Origin of the sequence: Dyella humi, from assembly GCF_044904605.1 — a bacterium.
GTDB classification, from domain to species: Bacteria; Pseudomonadota; Gammaproteobacteria; order Xanthomonadales; family Rhodanobacteraceae; genus Dyella_B; species Dyella_B humi.
Window position 1 is genome coordinate 1,151,667 of the sequence record NZ_JADIKI010000023.1, and the last position, 25,126, is coordinate 1,176,792.

The 25,126-nt window shown below is 61.6% G+C and carries 16 protein-coding genes and 1 pseudogene; 10 read left to right on the forward strand and 7 right to left on the reverse strand.

What is annotated here, in order from left to right; translation table 11 throughout:
• Positions 1-75 precede the first annotated feature (75 nt).
• The gene (locus tag ISP18_RS16425; protein WP_380014398.1) at positions 76-1,296 is read left to right on the forward strand and encodes a helix-turn-helix domain-containing protein; all 1,221 of its coding nucleotides are present in this window, start codon (positions 76-78) and stop codon (positions 1,294-1,296) included.
• Positions 1,297-1,305: 9 nt separating this feature from the next.
• The gene (locus ISP18_RS16430; RefSeq protein WP_380014401.1) at positions 1,306-1,941 is read left to right on the forward strand and encodes a Vgb family protein; all 636 of its coding nucleotides are present in this window, start codon (positions 1,306-1,308) and stop codon (positions 1,939-1,941) included.
• Between the two features lie 49 nt (positions 1,942-1,990).
• On the opposite strand, the pseudogene ISP18_RS16435 reads toward ISP18_RS16430, so the two are convergent.
• The 5 genes and pseudogenes from ISP18_RS16435 to glk form a co-directional block, all read right to left on the reverse strand.
• A pseudogene (locus ISP18_RS16435) lies at positions 1,991-2,152 on the reverse strand (DUF5009 domain-containing protein); the annotation flags it as partial.
• The gene (locus ISP18_RS16440; RefSeq protein ID WP_380014404.1) at positions 2,149-4,449 is read right to left on the reverse strand and encodes a beta-N-acetylhexosaminidase; all 2,301 of its coding nucleotides are present in this window, start codon (positions 4,447-4,449) and stop codon (positions 2,149-2,151) included. The pseudogene ISP18_RS16435 and the gene ISP18_RS16440, both read right to left, overlap by 4 nt.
• A 119-nt stretch (positions 4,450-4,568) precedes the next feature.
• Positions 4,569-6,404 carry a glycoside hydrolase family 9 protein gene (locus ISP18_RS16445; protein WP_380014407.1) on the reverse strand — a complete coding sequence of 612 codons (1,836 nt, stop codon included), beginning with the start codon at positions 6,402-6,404 and terminating at the stop codon, positions 4,569-4,571.
• 143 nt (positions 6,405-6,547) lie between these two features.
• The gene (locus ISP18_RS16450) at positions 6,548-9,358 is read right to left on the reverse strand and encodes a TonB-dependent receptor (protein ID WP_380014410.1); all 2,811 of its coding nucleotides are present in this window, start codon (positions 9,356-9,358) and stop codon (positions 6,548-6,550) included.
• A gap of 134 nt (positions 9,359-9,492) precedes the next feature.
• The gene (gene glk, locus ISP18_RS16455) at positions 9,493-10,524 is read right to left on the reverse strand and encodes a glucokinase (protein ID WP_380014413.1); all 1,032 of its coding nucleotides are present in this window, start codon (positions 10,522-10,524) and stop codon (positions 9,493-9,495) included.
• Between the two features lie 410 nt (positions 10,525-10,934).
• On the opposite strand from glk, the gene ISP18_RS16460 reads away from it, so the two are divergent.
• From ISP18_RS16460 to nagA, 4 genes are all read left to right on the forward strand, one after another.
• A complete protein-coding gene (locus ISP18_RS16460) occupies positions 10,935-12,221 on the forward strand; it encodes a sugar MFS transporter (RefSeq protein ID WP_380014416.1) in 1,287 nt (428 codons plus the stop codon).
• A gap of 94 nt (positions 12,222-12,315) precedes the next feature.
• Positions 12,316-13,341, forward strand: a complete 1,026-nt coding sequence (locus tag ISP18_RS16465; RefSeq protein ID WP_380014419.1) for a LacI family DNA-binding transcriptional regulator — start codon at positions 12,316-12,318, stop codon at positions 13,339-13,341.
• A gap of 237 nt (positions 13,342-13,578) precedes the next feature.
• Entirely contained in the window at positions 13,579-14,613 is a 1,035-nt protein-coding gene (locus ISP18_RS16470) for an SIS domain-containing protein (protein WP_380014422.1), read from the forward strand.
• A complete protein-coding gene (gene nagA, locus ISP18_RS16475; protein ID WP_380014425.1) occupies positions 14,613-15,773 on the forward strand; it encodes an N-acetylglucosamine-6-phosphate deacetylase in 1,161 nt (386 codons plus the stop codon). Before ISP18_RS16470 ends, nagA begins: the two co-directional genes overlap by 1 nt.
• 83 nt (positions 15,774-15,856) lie before the next feature.
• On the opposite strand, the gene ISP18_RS16480 is transcribed toward nagA, so the two are convergent.
• Positions 15,857-17,569, reverse strand: coding sequence for an LTA synthase family protein (locus ISP18_RS16480; protein WP_380014428.1), 1,713 nt, complete (start codon positions 17,567-17,569; stop codon positions 15,857-15,859).
• A gap of 164 nt (positions 17,570-17,733) precedes the next feature.
• Here ISP18_RS16480 and ISP18_RS16485 point away from each other — a divergent pair, with 164 nt between their 5' ends.
• The 4 genes from ISP18_RS16485 to thrC all read left to right on the forward strand — a co-directional run bounded on the left by ISP18_RS16485 (position 17,734) and on the right by thrC (position 23,627).
• Positions 17,734-19,764, forward strand: coding sequence for a bifunctional 2',3'-cyclic-nucleotide 2'-phosphodiesterase/3'-nucleotidase (locus tag ISP18_RS16485; RefSeq protein ID WP_380014431.1), 2,031 nt, complete (start codon positions 17,734-17,736; stop codon positions 19,762-19,764).
• A gap of 400 nt (positions 19,765-20,164) precedes the next feature.
• Positions 20,165-21,307, forward strand: coding sequence for a homoserine dehydrogenase family protein (locus ISP18_RS16490; protein ID WP_380014434.1), 1,143 nt, complete (start codon positions 20,165-20,167; stop codon positions 21,305-21,307).
• The gene (locus ISP18_RS16495) at positions 21,304-22,293 is read left to right on the forward strand and encodes a homoserine kinase (RefSeq protein ID WP_380014437.1); all 990 of its coding nucleotides are present in this window, start codon (positions 21,304-21,306) and stop codon (positions 22,291-22,293) included. Before ISP18_RS16490 ends, ISP18_RS16495 begins: the two co-directional genes overlap by 4 nt.
• The gene (thrC, locus tag ISP18_RS16500) at positions 22,290-23,627 is read left to right on the forward strand and encodes a threonine synthase (RefSeq protein WP_380014440.1); all 1,338 of its coding nucleotides are present in this window, start codon (positions 22,290-22,292) and stop codon (positions 23,625-23,627) included. Before ISP18_RS16495 ends, thrC begins: the two co-directional genes overlap by 4 nt.
• Positions 23,628-23,754: 127 nt before the next feature.
• Here thrC and ISP18_RS16505 read toward each other — a convergent pair whose 3' ends face one another.
• On the reverse strand, positions 23,755-25,107 hold the full coding sequence (locus tag ISP18_RS16505) for a GH1 family beta-glucosidase (protein WP_380014443.1): 1,353 nt from the start codon (positions 25,105-25,107) through the stop codon (positions 23,755-23,757).
• Between the last annotated feature and the right edge of the window lie 19 nt (positions 25,108-25,126).

A 25,126-nucleotide genomic window follows, 5' to 3' on the forward strand; every position in this document is an offset into this window, starting at 1 on the left:
TGTCGGTGGGTAGTCGTGGGATAGACTGAACCGGGGCGATCAGACAGTGGGAGTGACAAGTGTGGCGGGATTCCGATGGACTCGCTGATCACGGCGGCAGCACGTGCACTTGCCGCGGGTGATCCTCTCGGTGCGCTGAATCGGGTCGCCTTGCGCGACGACCCGCCCGCGCTCGCGCTGCGCGGCATCGCCATGGCGCAACTGGGTGATTTCGTTCGCGCAAAGACGTTGTTGCGCGGCGCAGCACGTGCATTCGGCGTGAAAGAAGCGGTGGCACGCGCCCGCTGCATCGTCGCCGAAGCCGAGATTGCGCTGGTCTCGCGCGACCTGGGCTGGCCGGCCAAGACGCTCGATGCAGCGCGTGCCACCCTGGAAGCCCACGGTGATCGCGTGAATGCCGCGCATGCGCGCTATCTGGATGTGCGCCGCCTGCTGCTGATCGGGCGTCTGCACGACGCCGAACGCGCGCTGGCCGAACTGGATCCTGCTTCGTTGCCGTCTGCTTTGCAGGCCACCCACGAGCTGATCGCGGCCGGGATCGCGATGCGTCACCTACAGGCGAAGACAGCACGCGCCGCACTTGATCGGGCCACGAGCGCCGCGCATCTCGCCGCCATTCCTGCGTTGGCGGCGGAGATCGAAAGCGCATTCCGCGCGCTGAATACACCTGTTGCACGCCTGATCGCGCGCGGCAAGGAACAACTCCTGCTGCTCGAGCAAGTGGAAGCCTTGTTCGCAACAGGAGCACTGATCGTGGATGCATGCCGTCATGTGGTGCGCGACGCGGACACGATCGTTTCACTTGCACAACGCCCGGTGCTATTCGCGCTCGCCCGCGGACTCAGCGAAGCGTGGCCTGCGGATGTCCCACGTAACACGCTTATCGCACTGGCCTTCCGTGCCAAACACTCCGATGAATCGCATCGCGCCCGATTGCGCGTCGAAATCGGACGGCTCCGCGCCTTGCTTCAACCATTGGCTGACGTGAGCGCAACGACGCAAGGTTTTGCATTGCTACCGCACCGCGCGAGCGAAGTAGTGCTGCTGGAACGACCCGTCGATGAGAAGCACGCGGCCGTGCTTGCACTGCTCGCCGATGGCGAATCCTGGTCGAGTTCATCCCTGGCGCTGGCGCTCGGTGCCAGCCAGCGCACCGTGCAGCGTGCGCTCGACACACTGGCCCTCACAGGCAAGGTGCACGTGTTTGGCAAAGGGCGTGCGCGCCGCTGGATGACGCCGCCTGTCCCCGGATTCGCGACGACCTTGTTACTCCCAGCTCCGCTGCCCAGCGATTAGGATCGCCACATGAACAAATCAGCCGAAATCCTTCGCGAATATGGTCCCTTTTCGGGTGTCGACCAGGTAGGCGGCGTCACCTACGACGGCAAGCATGTGTGGTTTGCCGCTGGAGAAAAACTGATTGCCTTCGATCCAGCAAACGGCAATACATTGCGCTCGATCGACGTACCCGCACACGCCGGAACCGCCTTCGACGGCCAGCACCTGTTCCAGCTTGCCGAGGACCGCATCCAAAAGATCGATCCGCAGACCGGCCGCATACTCGCCATCATTCCCGCACCCGGCGGCAGCAACTCGGGGCTTGCTTGGGCCGAAGGCTCACTGTGGATAGGGCAATACCGCGACCGCAAGATTCATCAGCTCGATCCCCAAACGGGAGCGATCCTCCGCACCATCGAATCCAACCGCTTCGTCACCGGCGTCACCTGGGTCGACGGCGAACTCTGGCATGGGACCTGGGAAAGCGATGAAGGCAGCGTGCGCCGCATCGATCCACAAACGGGAGAAGTGCTGGAGCAGCTCGACATGCCCCCGGGCGTGGGCGTGTCGGGACTCGAGTCCGATGGTGGTGACCAGTTCTTCTGCGGCGGTGGAAATAGCGGGAAGGTGCGTGTTGTGCGTCGGCCGCGCAGAGCTCTGTGACGGATAGCGCTGCTACACAGCCAGAAAAGAATCGGACTGTTTGTTTCTCCGGAAAGATCAGGTCCGCCGGCGTGCAGCCGTTCCAGGGTGAATGATCCAGTTGCACATAGACGTGCTCCCAGTCGCCCGAATCATTGACCAGCAACATCACCGTGACCGTACAACCGCGCAACGCATCCAAGGAAAGCAGGCGGCGCGATGGCGTGTTCACGGAGAACTTTTGGCTCCGCCAGCGGGGATCAGGGAGAAACGATCGATGGCATACAGCGGTCCATCGGTTGGTGCCGTGAACACCAGGCAGAGCGTGTGCTCACCATGTTGCGTGGACAGCGGGGCATCGAGTGCAAAACGTCTCGCGCTTGCTGCGGGATTCGGCAGTGGCGCCGCAGCCAGCACGGGGCCATCGCAGCGATCTTGATGGACCACGAACTCGCCGTATGGCGTGCTATACGGCCGTGATACCACCAGTTTGATGTCGTGCGCGAGCGCGTAGTTGCGCTCAAGCCTCGCCACTTCGACATGAATCGAGCTGATGCCGTCGAGCGGCGCCGCCAGATATTGCTGGCAGGTATCGAAGACGTTGATGGCGTATACCGGCGTCATGCTGGTGGCGTCCGGCATGGGTTGCACGTGCAAGCGGAAATCGCTGCCTGCGCAGTTGGAAAGCTCCCTGCCAGCGCGCGTCAACAGATGAGCGCGATCGATCACGCGCGTGCGTGTGGCGGCAAGTACGCTGCCGTCGCTTGCATAGGCGGCCGCCTTGATCGTTGCGGGCCATGTCACAGTGAAAGGTTTGTTGTAGAGCGAAGCATGATCATCCGGTGCGCTGCCGTCTGTGGTGTAGCGGATGTCGCCATACCCGGCTTGGTTGGAAAGCGCCACTTCCGCTTTGCCTTCTTTCAACGTTGCATTGGTGTCGACTTTGATGACCGGCGCGAACGCGCTATCGGCATAGTCAACTTTCTGCGCGGCATAGCGCTGGAACTGTGCCGGTAAACGTCCGAGAAAATCTTTCCAATCGTGCGTGGACGCAGGCGACCAGACGACTTCGCTCAACGCATCCAATCGTGGGAAAGCGGCATGCTCCACGTGTTGCATGCTCGGCATATGTTCCGTCCACGCGTTGGCTTGCGCGCCCAGCACATGCGCAGCCTGAGCCTTGTTCAACACGGTAGGCACCGGCTTGAAGCGGTAGACGTTTTCCAGACTACGTACCGGATCGCGGCCGGCAGTCTCGTCGGACAGGTTGCTTTGCAGGCTGTCCAGGTAAAGGTCAGGCGCGGGCGACATCACCACGTCGTGTCCCAGCTTGGCGGCCTTGATGGCGCCGTCGGTGCCGCGCCATGACATCACGGTGGCATCGGCCGGCACACCGCCGTCGAGAATTTCATCCCAGCCGATCAGCCGGCGGCCATGCGCGGCAAGATAACTGCCGATCTTGCCGATGAACCAGCCTTGTAGCGCATCCTCATCTTTCAGGTGCAATGCGCGGATCTTCGCCTGGACGACCGGCGATGCCTTCCATTGATCCTTGATTGCCTCGTCACCACCGACGTGGATGTAATGCGAGGGGAACAACGCCAGCACTTCGTCGAGCACATTGTCGATGAACTTGAAGCTCGCATCGTCGACGTTGTAGAGATAGGGATTCACACCCCAATCGACCGATACCGGCGGACGCTTGCCGGTGACGCCGATCTCGGGATACGAAGCCACTGCAGCCTGCGCGTGCCCAGGCATGTCGATTTCCGGCACGATGGTGATGTGGCGTGCGGCGGCATAGGCCACTACCTCGCGGATCTGTTCCTGCGAGTAGAAACCGCCGTAGCGCTCCGGCTCACCGTCATGACCGGCATCCGGAGGCGTGCGCCAGGCGCCGATGCGCGTGAGTTCCGGATAGCGCTTGATCTCGATGCGCCAACCTTGGTCGTCCGTGAGATGCCAATGCAGAACGTTGAGCTTGTGCTGAGCCATCTGGTCGAGCAACTTTTCGACGTCGACGACGGACTGGAAGTGGCGCGCAGAATCGAGCATCACGCCGCGCCAGGCGAAGCGGGGCGAGTCACTGATATGCAACGCAGGCACATCAACCGCGCCCGATTGCGTATTCGGCGTCAGCAGTTGGTACAGGGTGACGGCGCCATAGAACAGGCCGGCATCGTCATGCGCTTCGATGCGGATGCCTTGTGCGGAGACGTCGAGGGTATAGCCTTCGGCGTGAGCGCCGGCTGCTTTGGCGTTGCGTTGGAAGACGATGGCTTGGCTGGTGGCTTTTCCTTCCGCCACCTCAAGATGCAACCCGCGCGTGCGTGCCACGAGATCGGCAAGATACTGCGCGGATTGGCGTGCCGCTTCATCGTGTGCGGGCACGATGATGGATGTGCTGCTGTCGACTTTGAATGAGCCCTCAGTGCGCTGAAGTTGCGCAGGCAACGGGATCAGCGATACGGGATCGGCCTGAACGAGGCCGCACAAGGTCAGGCAAAGAAGTAAAGCAGCGAATCGCATGCGTGTTCCTGTTAGTCGAGATGGGCGGCTCTTCCTCAAGGGCTGCCCTTGCTTCGTCGTCATTCCGGCAGAGGTCGAGGCGCTTCGAAATGCGCAGATACCGAATATACCCAGCTCATTCAATCATGCGGCAAGCTCACCGCATACAAATACCACGCATCGTGCGGCAGCCACTGCTCCGTCCAGCGCCAATCGTCGTCGCGGCCTGTTTGGGCGTAACCTAGATTGAAGGCGATGCCGTCCTCGTCGTCCAGTCCCGCCGTGATGCCGTTGGTGATGGCGCCGGGCGCGCTGGTGTACTCGTAGGAGCGGAAGAACATGTACTGCGCATTGCGCTGGCCGCTGCCCATCAGCATGCTGGTGTCGTACGGATTGCGGCCAACAATCCAGTGCAACTGGTTCCAGGCGTATTGCTCCAGTTGCGCATGGAAGGTGGGATCGTCCACGAACAACGGTGCAGCCATACGAGCTGCAGCGGCCAGTGAGGCGATGCGGGCGTTCTCGCCCTGCCACCAGGGTGCAGCTTCCGTGTCGTGCGGAAAGAAGAACGCAGTGCGCACCGTGCCGTTGCCCATGCGCACTAGCTGGCGCGCATAGCCGAACGGATTGTTTACTTCATCGGTTACGTGCAATTCGTAGCGGAGCGAGCGGCGGACGACATCGCGCACAGCCGCTTGCTTCTCGGGCGTGGCGATCGGTTCGTATTCCAGCAAGGCCACCACCGGCAAGCCGGCGTCGGTGGGATGGAAGAACGGGCGCGTGCCCGCATCGGCACGCCAGTAATCCTTTTGTCCATCGTGCGTGACCAGGCGCGCCATCAGGCTCTGAGCACGGCGGTCCGCGGTCTGTCGCCAGGTTTCATCATGCGTAGCGCGAAAGAGTTCGGTCGCCGCCAGCAGCGCGCAGTAATCGTCGACGATGTTTTCCACGCCGTCGTTGAGCAGTTCCTTGTTGTGCGCATCCAGGAAGTGGTACGCCGCCTCGGCCGTATGCAAGTAGTCCTGTCGACTGAAATCACCGTCCAGGTTCATGGTACTGGCGAGTGCCAGCGCAGCGATCGCCATGCCGCCGCCTGCCCGGAAACTTGACTCGTACGCATGCGGACCGCGCGGCGGCTGTTCCGTTCGCGCACCGACGTCGCCTGCGCTGCGCTTGATCTGCGTGCGCCAGTTGGGATCGCCAATGCGGCGATCCTGCGCCAGCTTTTCCTTGCCCGGCGCATCGATCGATTCGTAGAAGGAACCATCCGGCCGCTTGTCGCGCACCAGGAAATCCGCGCCGAACAAACCTTCATCGAGCAGGCGGCGGAGATACTGGCTGAAATTCTGATCGTGGCGAGTTTCCAGCTGCTGATAGCTGCGCAACAGGCTCCACGCCACCAGCGGCAGTTGCTGCGTATTGAAATAGGAGGTGAGGTTCTGGTGCGACAAATGGATACCGTAATCGCCCGTCGCGTCGTACCAGCCACCATGGATATCCAGTGTGCCCGGCTCGCCGTCCGGATGCGGCAGGCGACGATCCGCCTTGTCCATCTCACCGCTGGCGCGCTGGCCCTTGAAGTAGTAGATGACGTTGGAAAGCGTATTGCGCTCCAGCACATCGTCCTGCACCAGGAAGTCGTCGGAGCGCACGCAGGCATCGTGGTCCTTCAGCTGAAGAACATAGCGGCCCGGCGTTTTCAACGAAGAGAAATCGGCACGCCAATAATGCTGTTTGCCCCAGTTGTAGATGGAGCCAGTGTCCTGCAGCGTGCCTGAATACACCGGCTTGCCGGTGCTGGTGTCGATCACCTGGAAATTATGCAGGGATTGCCCTGCATCAGCCGATACGATCGCTTGCTTGGCTGCTTGTCGCTCGTAGCCGACCTGATCGACCAGGATGGTTGGCTCCGCCGCCCATCCCTGTAATGCATATAAACCCATGCAAGCTACGACACATTGCATAACAAGCTTCATTCACCAGCCTCCGCAGTGACATTTCGCAACACCGGCACAACAGTGTTGCGAGCCATTGTTGCCGTCGTCTTCCCTGAAAAAAAGTGGACCTGGCAAACCATCACCAGGTCCTTGGCGGGGAAGAAGAAAGGTGGTGCGTTACATCAGAGCTTGAAGTGTGCTTCGAGCATGAATTCCCGACCGCTCGCGTACTCGTTGAGGAGTTCCGCACTGGTCTGCCCGAGGTACTGCCTGTACGTTGAGTTCAGAAGATTCAGCATGTCGAAGGACACGGAGAAGTGCTTGTTGAAGGCATACGCTGCAGAAGCATCCAGCTCCTTGTAGCTAGCGGTATAAGAGTCCGGCGCACCGGCCACATAACCGCCGGCCAGATACTTGCTGCGGTAGTTGTAGGAGAGGCTTGCGCTATACGGGCCCAGCTCGAAGTACGGCGCCAACGTATACGAGTTCCTGGAGTTGTAAGGCAAGTCGCCACCCGAGGCAGTGCGTGCATTGGAGTACGTGTAGTTGGCACGGACGCCAAAGCCGCTATCACCAAAGGCCTGCTGATAGGTGATCGCACCGCCCCTAACCTTTGCACGGCCACCATTGATGGGAGCCGATACGCTGTATGTGCACATGCCCGACGTATTGCACTGCCCGTTATTGACCAGCATCTGGCCGATCGGGCCCGGATAGAACGTGCCCCACGAACCGTTCTCACGCTGTTCGAACGACGACGCGTTGACGACGTAGTTCAGGACGTTCTTGTAGAAAGCGGATATCGCGACGAGCGAGTGCGGATTGAAGTACCACTCGGCGGAGAGATCTGCATTGAGCGAACGGTAGGGCTTGAGATTCGGATTGCCGCCGGTGGCGGTGAGCGTGGTGTCGTTAGCTTCGAAGTAGGGCGCCAACTGATTGTAAGGTGCGTAGGCGATGGTTTCCGACGCTGCGCCGCGCAGGATGATATCCGGCGTCAGGTTGTACGCGATATTGAACGCAGGCAGCCAGTTGTTATGCGTGGAGGTCTGGCCGACGTAGCCGGTCCCCGGCCCAAAAGCGCAATCCCACGAAACATTGCCGTCTGCACCCGGCGTCAGGCAACTGGTCGGAATGTAATAGCCATACGAGGTGACCTTGGTCCGCACCCAGCGCACACCGATATTGCCGTGCAAATTGTCGTTGCCGAAATTCACTTGGCCATAGACAGCTGTGTTCTGCTGCTGCACGTTGAAGGTGTTGTCCCAGTAATCCACCGGGTCGTTTGCCACGAGCGGGCCGTTGTTGAGCACGGCGTTGTAAATGCAGGTATAGCCACAAGTCTGGACGTGCTGTACCGAGCTACCCGTCAATCCGATCGCGGAGGCACCCTGCAGATTGGTAAGACCGCCATAGCCAATCTGGTTCAGCGTCATATTGGGCACGCCGCGGTAGATCAGCAGACTCTGGCTTTCCCAGTGCGAGGCATAACGGGCACCCACTTGCAGCTCGTTGAAGAAGCCGTCGAAATCCTTGCTGAAATCAAGTTGACCGTATTCGTCGCGCGCCTTGTACAGCTTGTAGCCGATATTGCCGCCGAAGTCGTTATCGGCCCAGTAGTTTGGATTGTTGGCCGTGGAAGCATCCGTATACGTAAAGCCGTTCGGAATGCTCCAGTTGAAGCCGCCACCGTAGAACAGTTCCTTGAAGGCCTGGCTGATGTGATTTTCAGACGTGCTTACGCCAACCTGCCCACCGAGACGCCAGCCATCACCATAGTAGTTCGCACGCAGGTCGATGCCCTTGGTGCGGATGAATGAATGACGTGCATCGTTGTCCTGGAAGCTCTCGGCGGTGCTCGTGCAAGTGGTCACTTGGTAGCACGGCGTACCCACCTGAGTACCGGAAGTGACAATGCCGTTGGGGCCGGCCGTCAGGTGAGAAATACCGGCAAAGTTGAAGCCGGCAATCGGGTACAACGAGGTATTGAGGTTGTTCAGGCTATCGTTCATGTACATCAAGCTGAGCGTGCTGTCGAAATGCTCGTTCGGCTTGTACTGCAGATTGACTAGGATGCTGTTGCGCTTTTCGATCTGCTGGAAGTTGGCGGAGTTGATTTCCGTCGGCATCTGATCGGAGCCCTTGAGCTGACCGGACGCTACTTCAGCCGCAATGGCGGGATTCACCGCCGCGATCGACGACACCGGCGTGTAGCTGAAAATTTCCTGGCCCTGGCGCGAGGTGTCCTGCTCATAGTGCTGGGCGGAGACATCGACGCCGAAGGTCTTGGCATCGTTGTGCCAGCTATAGAACACCGAACCGTTCGGACGGTTCTTGTCGGTCATGTCGTTGTAGTTCGTACCGAACGAGCCGCTAAGCGTGTTGGCTGGCACGTCAAGCGGCTGCACCGTGTGCATGAATACCGAGCCACCGAGACTGCCTTCCGGCAGACGCGCTTCGGGGCTCTTGTAAACTTCCAGCTTACCCAGGATTTCGGCCGGCAGCAGCGAGTAGTTGAAGCCGCGGTTCGGGCTGTCGCCATAAAGCCACAGGGCTTGCGCGACCGGGTGGCCGTCGAGGTAAGTGAGGTTCAAGCTCGGATCGATGCCATCGATGCTCACACGCTGGGTTGCGGCGAGCGAATGGTCGAGCGTGACGCCAGGCACTTCCTCCAGCGCTTCGGCCACGTTGGTGGCGGGGAACTTGCCGATGTCCGTTGCGGTAATCGCATCGACGATGGCGTCAGCATTGCGCTTGGTATCCATCGATGCCTGCAGGCTGGCGCGGATACCGGTGACGGTAACGGTCTCTAGCTGTTTGGCATTCGCCTTTCTGGCTTGCTCTGCTGATTGCTGCTCAGGCGTCTGCGTAGTGGCTTGTTGTGACGTCTGCGTAGTGGTTTGTTGACTCGTATCCTGTGCATGCAACGCACCGGACAAACAACATAGACCGGCGATAATGCTCGCGGTAAGCAGGTTCTTACGTTGTGACATGACTTCCTCCCCTCAGAGGCGTTTTTTCAGCACGGAAAATGTTCGCGGCATGTCCGTACTGCGTGGCGTAATGGGCTTGCGCCCGGTTCGTTTCCTAAACCTTCCTCTACCCTTTACCTCGATCGGCACGCGCCTCAATGCGTGTGCTGACCGTCCAGATACAAACCAGCAGCGCCGATCACGCCGAGCTGGCCGTGCTCCATCAGTCGAACAGGTACCTGCTGTAAAAAAGGGCGCATTACCCCCTTATTGAAGTAGCGTTCGGCGAAGGTGCTCGACAGCAGTAGGTCGCGGATCTGCGGCAGGATGCCGCCGGCGAGGTACACGCCACCGCGCGCGCCATACAGCAGCACGAGATCACCGACGAAGCTGCCGAGTAGTCCGCAGAACACGTTCAAGGCTTCAACCGCTGCGGCATCCGTACGCTCGACGGCGCTGAGCGTTACCTCGGCTGGCATGTGCAGCTTCGGTGTTGTGCCACGCACTTCGCAGATGGCGTTGTATAGATTGAGCAAGCCAGGGCCGGACAACGCATGCTCATAAGACACATACGCGCGATCGCGCGCCAGCCAGCGCAGAATCTCGATTTCCAATTCGTTGCCGGGCGCCAGCGATACTTGCCCCGCTTCCGTCGCCAACACGGTGGCGTGCGGCTTGCCGGGCAGTAGCACGGCTGAGCCTAGGCCCGTGCCCGGGCCCATCACCAGCACCGGGCCGGCTACCTGCGGTGCGCTGGTCTCGATCACCGCCACGGTGTCGGCCTGGGTCATGAACTGGGTGGCGTAGGCGACCGCTTCGAAATCGTTGATCACCGCCAGACTGGAGATGCCCAAGCTTTCGCGGATGTCGCGAATGGACACTGGCCACGGCAGATTGTCGTTAACGATGGCATCGCCCAGCACGTAACCGGCGCTGGCCACCGCGCAATGCTCCACGCGCGTGCCTGCGCTGAGTTGGCCAACGAAATCTTTCAGTACCGCGGTGAGGCTGGGCCATTCGGCGCAGGCATAGCGGCGGTATTCCAGCACCGTGACCGGGCGGCGACCATCCGGGCGCGGGCTGACCAGCCCGATACGCGCATGTGTGCCGCCTACGTCGGCGGCCAGAAAGGCCGGTTCCGGCGATCGTGCCGATTGCGCCTTGCCATGTACGACAGCCTGAGCCACGCCCCCTCCTCACGCTTTTTATCGTGTCTGCCCCACTGAACTTTCAGGGCAACCCTCCAGACACGTCTCTGATGGCGGAGTCTGGTCAGGAATGACAACGCTGTCAACAGGCAGCAACATACGACCTGTAGGGACTTGTGCCGCACCGCGAAATGCCTGACGCCATGGTTGCAGATGAAATTTTTTAATCCTTTGACATGTAAAAGTTTTTGCCCTGATCATCTAGGCCGAAAGACCTATTCGGATACCTGCTGCGACGCATCACATCCGGGCGCCCGACAGGTCTAAATGACGCACGTTGTCGAAGCGCTCGGAAGCCGTCGATTGACAACGTTGTGCCTCAAGGACAATAAAGGTCATCCGGTGATGTCGGTCGCCGGCATCGGGTTCAGCCACGGGGAAAGCGCTACATGTCGTCAACCACTTACACCGCCGACGCGCCACGCACGTCGACTTTGCTACCGATGATGATCATCGGTGTGTTGTTCTTCATCATGGGATTTTTCACCTGGCTCAACGGACCGCTGATTTCGTTCGTGAAGGTGGCTTTTACGCTCGACGACATCAATGCTTTTCTGGTGCCTTTCGCGTTCTACGTGTCCTACTTCGTACTCGCGCTGCCCGCGGGCGCGGTGCTCAAGCGCACCGGCATGAAAAAGGGCATGGCGCTGGGCCTTTTCATCATGGCGATTGGTGCGGCGTTGTTCGGCGAGTTCGTGCGCATTCGCATCTATCCAGGTGCGCTGACTGGTTTGTTCCTGATCGGCGCAGGTTTGTCATTGCTGCAGACGGCCTCCAATCCCTACATCAGCATTCTTGGCCCGATCGATAGCGCTGCGCAGCGTATTGCGCTGATGGGCATCTGCAATAAGGTGGCCGGTGCACTGGCGCCGCTAGCATTCGGCGCACTGGTGATGACGGGCATCGATACCTTCCTGGGCCAAGTGACCAACATGGCCGAAGGTCCGGCACGCGAAGGCCTGCTCAATGAATTCGCCGCGCGCGTGTTCTGGCCGTACATGAGCCTGGCCGGATTGCTGGTGGTGCTGGCGATCTGGATCCTCCTTTCCTCGCTGCCGGAGATCAAACCTTCCGGCGCCAACAGCGAACGTTCGATCGGGCATAGCAAAGGCGGCATTTTCAGCTTCCCGCATTTGTGGCTGGGCGTGCTTTGCCTGTTCCTCTATGTGGGCGTGGAAGTGATGGCAGGCGATGCCATCAACACGTACGGCCAGGGCTTTGGTCTGCCGCTGCAAGTGACCTCGCACTTCACCACTTACACCATGGCCGCCATGCTGGCCGGCTACCTCTTCGGCTCAGTACTGACTCCGCGAGTCATCTCGCAGCAGAGCTATCTGGCTGTATCCGCGGTGCTCGGTGTGGTGTTCGCTATCGGCGCCTACATTACGCACGGCTACGTATCGGTAGCCTTTGTTGCCGCACTGGGCTTTGCCAACGCCATGATGTGGCCGGCCATCTTCCCACTGGCGATCAAGGGGCTGGGTAGCCATACCGAGCTGGGCTCGGCGGTGCTGATCATGGGCATCGTGGGTGGGGCGCTGCTGCCGCAAGCGTTCGTGCATCTCAAGCAGCACATCGATTTCCAGCTCGCGTTCGTGATTGTCATCGTGCCGTGCTACCTCTACATCCTGTACTACGGCATGCGCGGCCATAACGTGGGCAATCATGCCGGCTAAGGCGGCTTCGTGAAGTCAGGCGTTCGCTCCTACACCACCACTACACCCGGTCACTGGGCTACGATGCCCACCCGATACCCGGGAGGATCTCTCGTTGCACAGCCCCACCATCAAGGACGTCGCCAAGCACGCCGGCGTTTCGTTGAAGACCGTTTCGCGCGTCATCAACCACGAGGCGGCGGTACGGCCCGAGACCCGCGAAAAGGTGGAACGGGCGATCGAGCAGCTCGGCTATCGTCCGGACCCTTCCGCGCGCAGCCTGCGCAGCAGTTCCCACGCGTACGCGATCGGCCTGGTCTACGACAATCCGAACGCGCACTACGTCATCGACATGCAGAATGGCGTGTTGTCGGCCTGCCGCGAGCGTGGCTTCGGCCTGCAGATCTATCCCTGCGACTCGGCCGCACCAGGCTTGGCGGAGGAGTTGGTCTCGCTGGTGCAACGTGCTCGCCTGGCCGGATTGATCCTGGCGCCGCCGATGTCGGAACAATCGGCCCTGCTTGCCACGCTGAAAGCCAACGACGTGGATTTCGTGCGCATCATCGCCGCGCGCGAGGATCCGAAGGACGGCATGCCCTGCGTGTACGTGGACGATCACGACGCGGCGTATGCGATCACCGAGCATTTGATCCAGCTCGGCCATACGCGCATTGGCTTTTTGTGGGGCGAACCGCATCACCGTTCCAGCCCGGAGCGTTACCAGGGCTATGCGGATGCGCTGAAGGATTACGGCATTCCGCTCAATCGCAAAATGATTCTGCCCGGCCGCTATGCCTTCGACGACGGCTTCCGCGGTGCGCGCAAGTTGCTGGCATTGAAGGAGCCGCCCACGGCGATCTTCGGCTGCAACGACGAGATTGCCGCCGGCGTGCTGGCCGCGGCCCGCTCGGCCGGGCTGGACGTACCGTGGGATCTTTCCATCGCCGGCTTCGAGGACAGCCCGTTTTCCAAGCAGGCGTGGCCGGCGCTGACCACCGCACGGCAATCGACCAGCGAGATTGGACGACACGCGGCGCTGCATTTGATCAGCGGCTTGCAGCAGGATGCCGAACTGCCGAACGAGGGCTTCATGCCGGAGCTGGTGGTGCGCGGTTCGACGGCGCCGCCGCGGCAGACATAACAGCACTACTCCCTCTCCCCTCCGGGGAGAACATTTCATCTTTTCCCTTTTCCCAAGGGAAAAGGGGTGGGGTGAGGGGAGACGCTCGCAAGATTCTCACCTCAATCTTCAAAAAATTTTTTATCCATCTCAGACGCACTTACCTGCCATACGGCGAGGCTTCCCCCTCACCTCAATCCTCTCCCCGCAGGGGAGAGGAAGCAGAGCGCTGCGCGTCGTATTTTCCCCGGAGCCTCCATGAAATCCGCTCGTGACACTCTGATGTACAACGAGGCGCAGGAAAGCGCCGCCGCCGTCGAACGACAGCTCGCGCAGAATGCATCCATACTCAAAACACTCGGCGAGCGTTTGCGCGCGAATCCGCCGCGCTTCATCGTGACTTGCGCGCGCGGCAGTTCTGATCACGCGGCGGCGTATGCGAAGTACGTGTTCGAAACGCGCCTGGGCTTGATTACCGCCTCGGCATCGCCGTCGATTTCTTCCATCTACGATGCGAACTTGAAGCTCGATGGCGCGTTGTTCGTGGCGATCTCGCAATCGGGCAAGAGTCCCGATCTGCTGCGCAGCGCGGAAGCGGCGAAGAAAGCCGGCGCCTATGTGCTGGCGCTGGTGAACGTGGAAGATTCGCCGCTGGCCGCCCTGGCCGACACGGTGATCCCGCTGCGCGCTGGTCCCGAACGCAGCGTCGCGGCGACCAAGAGCTATCTGGCCACGCTGGCTGCTGTGCTGCAGCTGACCGCGCACTGGTCGAACGACGACGCCTTGCATGCCGCCGTCGCGCGCCTGCCGGACGATCTGCGGCGCGGCTGGGAAGGTGACTGGAGCGCGCTGGAACAGGGACTGATTAACGTGCACAACCTGTTCGTGGTTGGTCGCGGCTACGGTTTCGGCGCGGCGCTGGAAGCCGCGCTCAAGCTTAAGGAAACCTGCGGCCTGCACGCGGAAGCCTTCAGCGCCGCCGAAGTGAAGCACGGCCCGATGGCGCTGGTGGGCGAAGGCTTTCCGGTGCTGTTCTTCGCGCAGGACGACGGCACGCTGGAAAACACGCTTGCCGTCGCCGCTGAATTCCGTGCGCGCGGTGCGCGCGTATGGGTCGCTGCGCCGGGCGCGAACGATGCCGACGTGCTGCCGCTTCCTTCCGGCATTGAACCCATCGTGACGCCGCTGCTGGCCGTGCAGAGTTTCTATCGCGCCGCGAGCGCCTTGTCGCTCGCTCGCGGTTACGATCCAGACGTGCCGCCGCATCTTCGCAAGGTCACGGAGACCGTGTAATGCCTCCGAGTCCGCTTATCGCCCTCGTCAATGGTCGCGTGCTCGGCGATCACGGCCCGCGCGAAGGCTTGGTCGTGCTGGTGCGCGGCAAGCGCATCGTCGCGATCGTCGCGCATGATGATCCGCGCGTTGCTGAAGCGCAGAAACACGACTTACACGGCAATCTGCTGCTGCCCGGCTTTATCGACGTACAGGTAAACGGTGGCGGTGGTTTGCTGTTCAACGATTCACCCACGGTGGAAACCTTGCGCGGCATTGCCGAAGCGCATCGCAAGTTCGGCACCACCGGCATGCTGCCCACGCTCATCACCGATACCGCTGAAAAAATGCGCGCCGCGCTGCAAGCCGTGGATGATGCGATCGAGCAGCGCATACCCGGCATTCTCGGCATCCACGTGGAAGGCCCCTTCCTCGCCAACGCGCGCAAAGGCATCCACAATGCCGACCTGTTCCGCCTGCCCGACGATGACGACGTTGAGGCACTAATCGCGCCGCATAAGGGTCCAGTGATGCTGACGCTGGCGCCGGACCAGGTGCCGCTGCCAGTGATCGCGCGTCTGAGCGGCGCAGGTGTCGTCGTTGTAGCCGGTCATACCGCCGCCAACTACACCACCACGCGCGCCGCGCTCGACGCGGGTGTATGCGGCTTCACCCATCTCTATAACGCCATGACGCCGCTCACCAGCCGCGATCCGGGCGTAGTTGGCGCGGCGCTGGACGATCCGCACAGCTGGTGCGGCCTGATCGTGGACGGCCATCATGTGCATCCGGCCACCCTGCGCGTCGCCATCGCCGCCAAGCCGCGCGGCAAGTGCGTGCTGGTTACGGATGCCATGCCACCGGTCGGTGCCGATCGTCCCGATTACGTGCTCAACGGCCAGACCATCGTGATGCGCGACGGCATCTGCCAGAACGAAGCCGGCGTGCTCGCCGGTTCGGGTCTCGATATGGCCGGTGCCGTACGCAATACCGTGCAGATGCTTGGCTTGCCGTTGGCGGAAGCATCGCGCATGGCGAGCAGCTATCCGGCGGCCTGGATCGGGCTCGATCGCACGCATGGGCGCATCACAGCCGGGTATCAGGCGGATTTTGCAGTGATGGATGATTCGCTGACGGTGCGGGAGACGTGGGTGGGTGGCGTCTCTCATCCGGTAGATTGAGGCTGCGAATCTTCCGCCATAACCGTAAAAACGCGTAGGTTGAGGTTCGACTATGCCTTACCCCAACCTACGCGGCTCCGGTCTCACTGGTATACGCGTAGCCGATTGAAGATCCAACCGTAATACGACTTCACCAGCTTCTTGTCCACGCAATCCGCATACAACCCGTCGCATCGCTCGCGCAGTGACGACAGCGCGGAGAAATACGAATCCTCCGGCAAGCCCGCCGCCTTCAGCACCATGCCCGGCAAATGCGCGATATCCAGCATCGGATAGGTGGGCAGCGGCGCGCCAGGTACGTTGCTTTTGACCATGTAATACGTGATGTAGTCCTGGTACGGCACCAGAGCCGGCGGCAAGGTGCGCGGCAGCGTGCGCATCAGGTCGTCGAAGGAAGGTTGATGGTCGCCGAAGTGCACCAACACAGTCGGTTGCTCGCGATCGAGGAAGTTGTGCTCCAGGTCCTTCATCGCCACGTCCGAATCGTGGAGGCGCTGCAGGTACGTGTCGAAGTTCAGCGCCGTGGCCGGCGGCAGACCTTGCAGCAGGTTCTGGAACTGCTTCGGTAACGTCGACATCGGATCGTCGTGCGGACCGTGCTGGTTGATGGTGAGGATCATCATGAAGATCGGCTGGCCCGGTTTCTTCAGTTTGTCGTAGACGCGCTTGGCAGCGTCGAACATCTGCGCGTCGGTTTCATCCCAGTCGTCCAGACCAAGTTCGCCTGCGCCGTAGAAATGATCCACGCCGTAGGCTTTGTAGGCATCGCGACCGTTGAGGAATTCGCCGTGGGTGGGATAGATGGCTACGGTGAGGTAGCCCAGCTTTTTCAGCAGCAGCGGCAGCGAATTGCGTACGTGCGGCGCGAGCACGTAAGGCGCGTACATGCCGCCAGGGCCGAAGATATCCTGCGGCAAGCCGGTGAGCGCGGCGAACTCGCTGACCCAGGTGCCGCCACCGAAGGTATGTACACGCAGCATGCCGGTGCCGCGCGTGCGTGCGTCCGGCTTGAGCATCGCTACGTTGCATTCGGGCGCGGTGCAATGCGTGTACGGTGCGGGATCGAAGGTGCTTTCCTCCAACACCTGCACGATGTCGGGATAGTGACTGGGATCGATCGCCGAAGGCAGTTCCGTGGCGGTGGCCTGCCAGTCGCGTGCGGCCGTCGCATCATCCGAAGCCGCCGGCACACGCACGCTGGAGTCGCGCAGGTTCACGAAGAAATTGGTGAGATCCGCATCATCGGACATCTTTTCCCACGCACCGCGCGCATGCACCTGCTCGAAGGGGCCGGCGGGAAGCAAACATATCCAGAACACCAGCGCACACAGCGCGATGCCGCCGACACGCAGCAAAGCGCGCGGCACTTTGCGCAGATGCAGGAACAGTTGCCGATCGCAATACCAAGCCAGCCACAGCACGATCGGCACGGCAATGCCGACGCAAAGACCGACACTGTAGATATTCGGATAACGCCGCAGGGTTTCGAACAGACTCGATCGCACGTAGTACACGAAATCCGCCGGCATCAGTGGGGACTCCAGGTACTGCTCCTTCAGCACCGTGATGGCGCGCAGCAGCAGGAACAGACCGCCGCTGAACACCAGTGCGAAAGCCATGCGTGCGAACACGAACAGCGACACGCCGAATACGCTCAGCATCAGCGTGAGCACGAACAGGCGCTGCTCCAGCAAAGGCTCCTGCCAGGCGGTGAACCACACGCAGACGGCGAAGAACACCCATGCGCAGACAACAACCAAGCGGCTTCGCGAGGCGCGAAACGGAATCAACGGCATGGGTGGCTTTCCCCCTATTACCGCACCGGCGGGACGGTGCGTATTGTTGGTTGTCAAATTGTTGTCATTTTAGAGCCTTTCGGCCGCCCCGCTGGTGCCCGCAGCAGGCGCGAATTGTCACCCGTATCTGCTAGGTTCATGCATTTACCGCTACCGACCGCCCCATGGCCCACTGCTCCCGTATTACCGCCCTGTTTGCTGCCCTCTTCCTGGCTGGCTGCGCCAGTCAACCGCATCCGCTCGAACAGCCTCGCACCCAGCCATTATCGGACGGCCTGCGCGTCGATGTGGCGGTGCTGGAAACCACCGACCTGCATTCGAACATCCTCAGTTACGACTACTACAAGCAAAAAGCCGACCCCACGCTGGGTTTCGAGCGCACCGTCACGCTGATCCGCAAGGCGCGCGAGCAGTTCACCAACAGCCTGCTGTTCGATGCCGGCGACACCATCCAGGGCAGCGTGCTAGCCGATTACCAGGCGCAGGTACGCAAGGTGGATTGCGGCGAGGAACTTGCGATCTACAAGGCGATGGACGCGGTGGGTTACGACGGCGGCACCATCGGCAATCATGAGTTCAACTACGGCCTGCCCTTTCTCTCGCAGGTGACCGGCACGCCAATGAATGTGGACGGCGCTGGCACGCAGCGCTGTGCCGGGCCGCACTATCCGCTGGTGCTGGCGAATGTGTATAGCGCGCGCGACAGCAAGCCGATCGTTCAACCCTGGACGATCGTGACGCGCAATATGGCCGCGTTTACGCCGGATGGCAGCAAGCTCAGCGTGCCGCTGAAGATCGCCATCATCGGCTTTACGCCACCGCCGATCATGCAGTGGGACAAGCAGAATCTCGAAGGTAAGGTCACTGTATCCGGCGTGGTGGAAGCAGCGCAGAAGTACATGCCGGAAATCCAAGCGCAGCATCCGGACCTGGTGGTCGCGATCCTGCACGGCGGCATGAATACCGCGCCATACACCTCCGACATGGAAAACGGCGGTTGGCATCTGGCCGGCGTGCCGGGCATCGACGTACTGCTGATGGGACATGAGCACACGGATTTCCCCGGCCCGCGTTTCGAACATATGCCCGACGTCGACGACGAGCACGGTTTTGTGCGCGGCGTGCCGGCGGTGATGGGTGGTTTCTTCGGCAAGGATCTGGGCGTGATCCGGCTGGCGCTGGTGCGTCAGCAAGGACATTGGACGATCGACAAAAGCAAAACCTTTAGCCAGGTATGGCCGATCTGTCCGCCCATGCTGATCGCGGGCAAGCCCACCGTATCGCCGACGAACTGCGTGCCGGCCGATCCGCAGATCAAGCTGGTGGTCGGCAAGGTGCAGCAAGCAGCGATCGATTACGTCAACACGCCAATTGGCCAGAGCGCGGTGCGCATGAGCAGCTATTTCGCCGACGAAGGCGACATGAGCGCGCTGGCGCCGGTGAATGCTGCGCAGATCGATTATGTGCGCCGTGAATTGGCCGCCACACATCCGGAACTGGCAAACACGCCGGTGCTTGCGGCGGCAGCCGCATTCCGCAACGGCTTCGGCGGTGCGGACGATTACACCGACGTGCTGCCCGGCCCGCTCACGCTGCGCAACGCAGCGGATCTGTACTTCTATCCGAACACGCTTTCGGCAGTGAAGATCGATGGTGCTGAGCTCAAGGCATGGCTGGAAAAGTCTGCCGAGCGCTTCAATCGCATCGATCCGAATGCAGAAGGCGAGCAGCAACTGATCAACACAAAATACCCGGGCTTCAATTTCGATCAGATGCAGGGCGGCATCCGCTACGTCATCGACGTATCCAAGCCGGCCGGACAGCGCATCGAAAAGCTGAGCTATCAAGGCAAGCTTGTGCAGCCGTCGCAGACCTTCGTGGTGGCGACCAACAACTATCGCGCCAGCGGCGGCGGACATTTTCCGGGATTGGATGGCAGCAACATCGTGCTGGCTTCGCCAGATGGCACGCGCGAGATTCTTGCGCAGTGGCTGCAGGCGCATCCCACGCTCAGCGCCGACGATCTGCCGCGTGCTTCGTGGCATTTCGCGCGACTGAAAACGCGGGGCACGGTGGTGTTCACCTCCGCCGGCGACAAGCAGGCGGTGGCGGAAACGGATGGGCTGCACACTCTCCGACAGGTGCGCGATAACGGCGATGGAACGGCGGTGTACGCGATCGATCTTTCGAAGTAAGCGCCGCAGCTTGTGTTCCCTCTCACAGCAGGGGAGAGGGAATACAAACGCTGAGGCAAGCAACAGTTTCTTCTGTAACTTTTGCCTCTTGACCTCATGCAATAGTTTCATTAGGCAACTGTTGACAGCCGCTGCAGCGCACAACTATTGTCGAACCCATGTCGCCTGCCTATACGCCAGCACGCATCTCATCCGCACCGATCACTACCGGTCGTATGGGTGTTGCGGCGACAACGATCATCGCCACGATTATTACCACCACTACCGGAACCGGAACGACTAGGTCTGGGGTGGTGTCTGTGCGCGAATAGTCTTCACACGCAAACGGTCCCGCCCTCGACGAGGCGGGCCGGCACACACCGAACCGCCAGCGAGTAAGGGACCTCCACCGGAGGTCGTCATGGAAAGCTGCGCATCACTCATCGCCGAACATCCCCACCGTCTTCCTCCGTTACAGGCCGCCGTTTCGCGCCGACGAACGCTGGCCGTCGGCCTGATCGGCCCAGGCCGTGTCGGCAGCGTTTTATTGGCCCAACTGCGCGCGGCGCAGGAACGCCTGCTACGTGAAGCAGGCCTGGAATTGAAGCTATGTGCCGTGGCCGCAAGCCGACGCATGTGGCTGGATTGCGACGATCCGGAACTCAACGCGCAACACGACGCGCAGACGTGGCGCCCCACCGACCTCGACCAATTCGCCGCCCATGTGCGTGGCGAAGGCCAGCGCCACGCCATGTTGATCGACTGCAGCGCGAACGACGCGGTGGCCTCGCAGTATCCCTACTGGCTTGCTTCCGGTGTGCACGTGGTGACGCCGAACAAGCTTGCGAGCAGCGGTCCGCTCTCGCGCTGGCAGGCGATCCGCGCGGCGAGCCAGCACGGCGGCCGGTTCCGCTACGAAGCTACCGTATGCGCCGGCCTGCCGGTGGTGCAGACGCTGCGCGATCTGCTCGATACCGGCGATCATCTGCTGTCGGTGGAAGGCATGTTCTCCGGCACGCTTGCGTGGCTGTGCTGCCATTACGACGGTAAACGCCCCTTCTCCGCGCTGGTGCGCGAAGCGCACGCATTGGGCTATACGGAACCCGATCCGCGCGACGATCTCTCCGGTATCGACGTGGCACGCAAGCTGGTGATCCTGGCGCGCGAAGCGGGCTGGCCGATGTCCTTGCACGATGTGGCGGTGGAAAGCCTGGTGCCGGCCGAGCTGGCGGAACTGCCGCTGGAAGAATTCATGGCGCGCCTGGACGAACTCGACGCACCCATGGCCGCGCGCCTGGCCGAGGCGCAGGCCGAACATGGCGTGCTGCGCCACGTCGCCAGCCTCGATCACAAAGGGCGCGCCCAGGTGGGCCTGCAGGTGCTGCCGGCCTCGCACCCGTTCGCGCACACGCGACTTACGGATAACATCGTGAAATTCCGCACTCAGCGTTACAACGACAATCCGTTGCTAGTGCAGGGCCCCGGGGCCGGTCCGGAAGTGACGGCCGCCGGGATTTTCGCCGACTTGCTGCGCATTGCCGAATCGCTGGAGGTGCGCGCATGAACGCCCCTCTTGCCGTGAAATCCGCCATGTCCGTGCAACGCCTGCAAGCCGCCTCCGCTACCGCCTTCGCCAGCGTCGGCAACGTGGGCGTGGGTTTCGACATACTGGGACATTGCATCGCGGGCGCGGGCGATCGCGCCGACGTGCGCCGCATCGATGCGCCCACCGTGCGCATCGCCAGCATCGAAGGCTGCGTGGAAGTGCTTCCTACCGACGCTGCGCAGAACACCGCGGGCGCTGCATTGATGGCGCTGCGCAAGGCGCTGGGTCTGCAACATGGTTTCGAGATCTCGCTACACAAGGGCATCGCCCTCGGTTCGGGCATGGGCGGTTCGGCCGCTTCGTGCGTAGCCGCGCTGGTGGCGGCGAACGCCCTCCTGGAACGGTCGCTGCCGCGCGAATCGCTGTATGGCTTCGCGGTGGAAGGCGAGGCGGTCGCCAGCGGCGGACGCCATGGGGACAACGTGGGCCCGATGCTGCTGGGCGGTCTAGTGCTTGCCACGCGCGATCGCGTGGTGCGCCTGCCCGTGCCGGCAACCTGGCACTGCGCGCTGGTGCATCCGCACGTGGTACTGGAAACGCGCAAGGCGCGTGCGGCGCTGGCCGGCGATTACGTGCTTGGCGAATTCGTGGCGCAGTCGGCCAACCTCGCACTGGTGCTCACCGGCTGCTTTCGCGGTGATGCGGAGCTGGTACGCGAAGGCCTGAAAGATGTGCTGGTCGAGCCACGCCGCGCGCCGCTGGTGCCGAATTTTGCGCGTGTGAAACAGGCGGCGATGGACCACAAGGCCATGGGCGCCAGCATCTCCGGCGGAGGTCCCAGCGTGTTCGGCTGGTTCGAACATCGCGCAGAAGCCGAAGCCGCCGCCGAGGCCATGCGCGGCGCGTTCGCCGAGGCTGGCCTCGATAGCGATACCTTCGTCTCCCCTGTCGATGGGCCCGCCGCGACGCTTGTTCCTTCCGTCGACGCTGGTGAGCGCGCATGAGCGCAGCATTGCGTTATCTCAGCACGCGCGGCGCCAGCCCCGTCGCCACCTTGAGTGAAGCAATCGCCGCAGGACTTGCTCCGGATGGCGGCTTGTACGTGCCGGATCATCTACCCACGCTCAGCATCGAAGATTTCAAAATCGGCGGCAGTCTCGCCGAAACGGCAGCCAGCTTGCTCACGCCTTTTTTTGCCGGCGATGCGCTGGCCAGCGAGCTACCCGCCATCTGCGCCGCGGCGCTGACCTTCCCCACGCCTTTGCGTCCGCTGCCGCAGCATCCGCACACTTCAGTGCTGGAGCTGTTCCATGGCCCCACCGCGGCGTTCAAAGATGTCGGCGCGCGCTTTCTCGCTGCCAGCTTGCGTCGTGTGCGCGGCGACCATGCAACACCGCTGACGATCTTGGTAGCGACTTCTGGCGATACGGGTGCGGCGGTCGGCGCCGCATTCCATCGCCAGCCTGGCATCGAAGTGGTAATTCTCTATCCCGACGGACGCGTCTCGCCGCGACAAGCACACCAGCTCGGCTGCTTCGGCGACAACGTGCAGGCGCTGCGCGTGCAGGGCCGTTTCGACGATTGCCAGCGCATGGTGAAAGCCGCGTTGAACGATGCCGCCCTGCAGGCAAAATCGCCATTGTCCTCTGCCAATAGCATCAGCCTCGGCCGCCTGCTGCCGCAGATGAGCTACTACGCACACGCTGCGCTGACGTGGTGGCACAAGCACCACGAACCGCTGAACGTGATCGTGCCCACCGGCAACCTTGGTAACGCGTTGGCTGCGGTGTGGGTACGCGCGATGGGCTTGCCGCTTGGGCAAATCCGCCTCGCCTGCAATGCCAACACCACACTGCCCGATTTCTTTGCAGGTCAGGATTACGCGCCACGTGAGGCCGTAGCGACGCTAGCCAATGCCATGGATGTCGGCGCGCCCAGCAATTTCGAGCGTCTTCGCTGGACGTTTCCACAAGTCGACGTTTTACGCGAGCAGCTGCAGGCGCACAGCGTGGATGATCAAACCATCTCCGCCACCATCGCCATGCATGCGCGCGAACACGGTGAAGTGTTCTGTCCGCACACCGCCACGGCGATGCATCTGCTAAATCAGTTACGCGCCGCCGGTGACGATGCGTCGTGGGCAGTGGTGGCGACTGCGCATCCGGCCAAGTTCGAGAGCGTGGTGGAACCGTTGATCGGCAAGCCGGTGGAAGTGCCGTCTGCTTTGGCGGCGATGCTGCAGCGTTCTGCTTCGGCGGAGTCGATGGCGGCGGAAGATGGGGTGTTGCGTGGGTGGCTGTTGGAGAAGGCTGCGCAGCACGTTGAGGCTGCTTCTTGATGATTACCCTCCGCAAGAGCGATCTGCCCCTCCCCCTGCTTGCAGGGGGTGAACCTTTGCGGGAAAGTCTGAGGCAAGTACTCACCCCACCCCAACCCTCCCCTGCAAGCAGTGGAGGGAGAATGGATTATTCGGCTAGCGAGGCACCATTCGTCTCAATCACCTTCGCATAAAACTTCGCCGACGCCTTCGGCGTCCGCTTCAAGGTCGCGTAATCCACGTGATACAAACCGAAGCGCTTGGCAAATCCCAGCGACCATTCCAGATTGTCTAGCAGCGACCACGCGTAATAGCCCTTGAGGTTCACGCCTGCCTCGATGCATTGATGCAGCGCGCGCAGATGCTTGCGCAAATAGGCAACGCGCAGCGGATCTTCCACCACATCACGTTCCGCCACCGGCGGATCGTAGAAGGCTGCGCCGTTTTCGGTGATATAGAGCGGCAGATCGCCATAGCGCCGCTTGAACCACATTAGCGTATCCACCAAGCCCTGCTCGTAGACCTCCCAATCCGTTTCGGTATGTGTGACGTTGGCCTGGCGCACGCGCGTCGCATGGCAGGGATAGCCTTCGTCATCATGCTTTACTACGGAACGGGTGTAATAGTTGATGCCGACAAAATCCACCGGCTGTTGGGTGAGCTGAAAATCCTCTGCGGGGAAGTCGGGCCAGGCATCGCCGAAGATCTCCTGCAGTTCCGGCGGATAAGAGCCGAGCAAGGCGGGATCGGCGAATTGCTCGTTCATGTAAGCGTGCGCACGACGCGTAGCGGCAAGATCTTGAGGACTTTGCGAAGCCGGATACTTGGGCTCGATGTTGAGCACCACGCCGATTTCATGCCGCCCAGTTGCGCGATAAGCCTGGATCGCGGCGCCGCTCGCACGCATCAGGTTATGTGCCGCGATAGGCGCTTCATATTTGCTGCGATGTCCCGGCGCGAGCACGCCGCGCAGATAACCGCCATCGGTGACCACCCATGGCTCATTGACGGTGGACCAGCGCTTCACCCTGCCGTCCAGCGCCTTGAACATCACCTCCGCATACTCGGCGAACCAGTGCGCACTATCGCGATTCAACCAGCCTCCGCGGTCATCGAGCGTGGCCGGCAAGTCCCAATGAAACAGCGTGGCGTTGGGTTCGATGCCGTTCTCAAGCAGCTCATCAACCAAGCGCGAATAGAAATCCAAACCTTTCGGGTTGACGCGGCCGGTGCCGTCCGGCAGCACACGCGCCCACGCGATGCTGAAGCGATAGCCTTGCAGACCCAACGCGCGCATCAGCTGCACATCGTCCTTGTAGCGGCGATAGTGATCGCAGGCGATATCGCCGTGATCGTCGTTAGCCATCATGCCCGGCGTGTGCGCGAAGCGCTGCCAGATGCTCGGTCCCGCGCCATCGGCCAGGGGTGAACCTTCGATCTGGTAAGCCGAGGTGGCCGCGCCCCACACGAAGCCAGCCGGGAAGCGATAGCTAAGGGTCATGATGCGAAACTCTCCATGC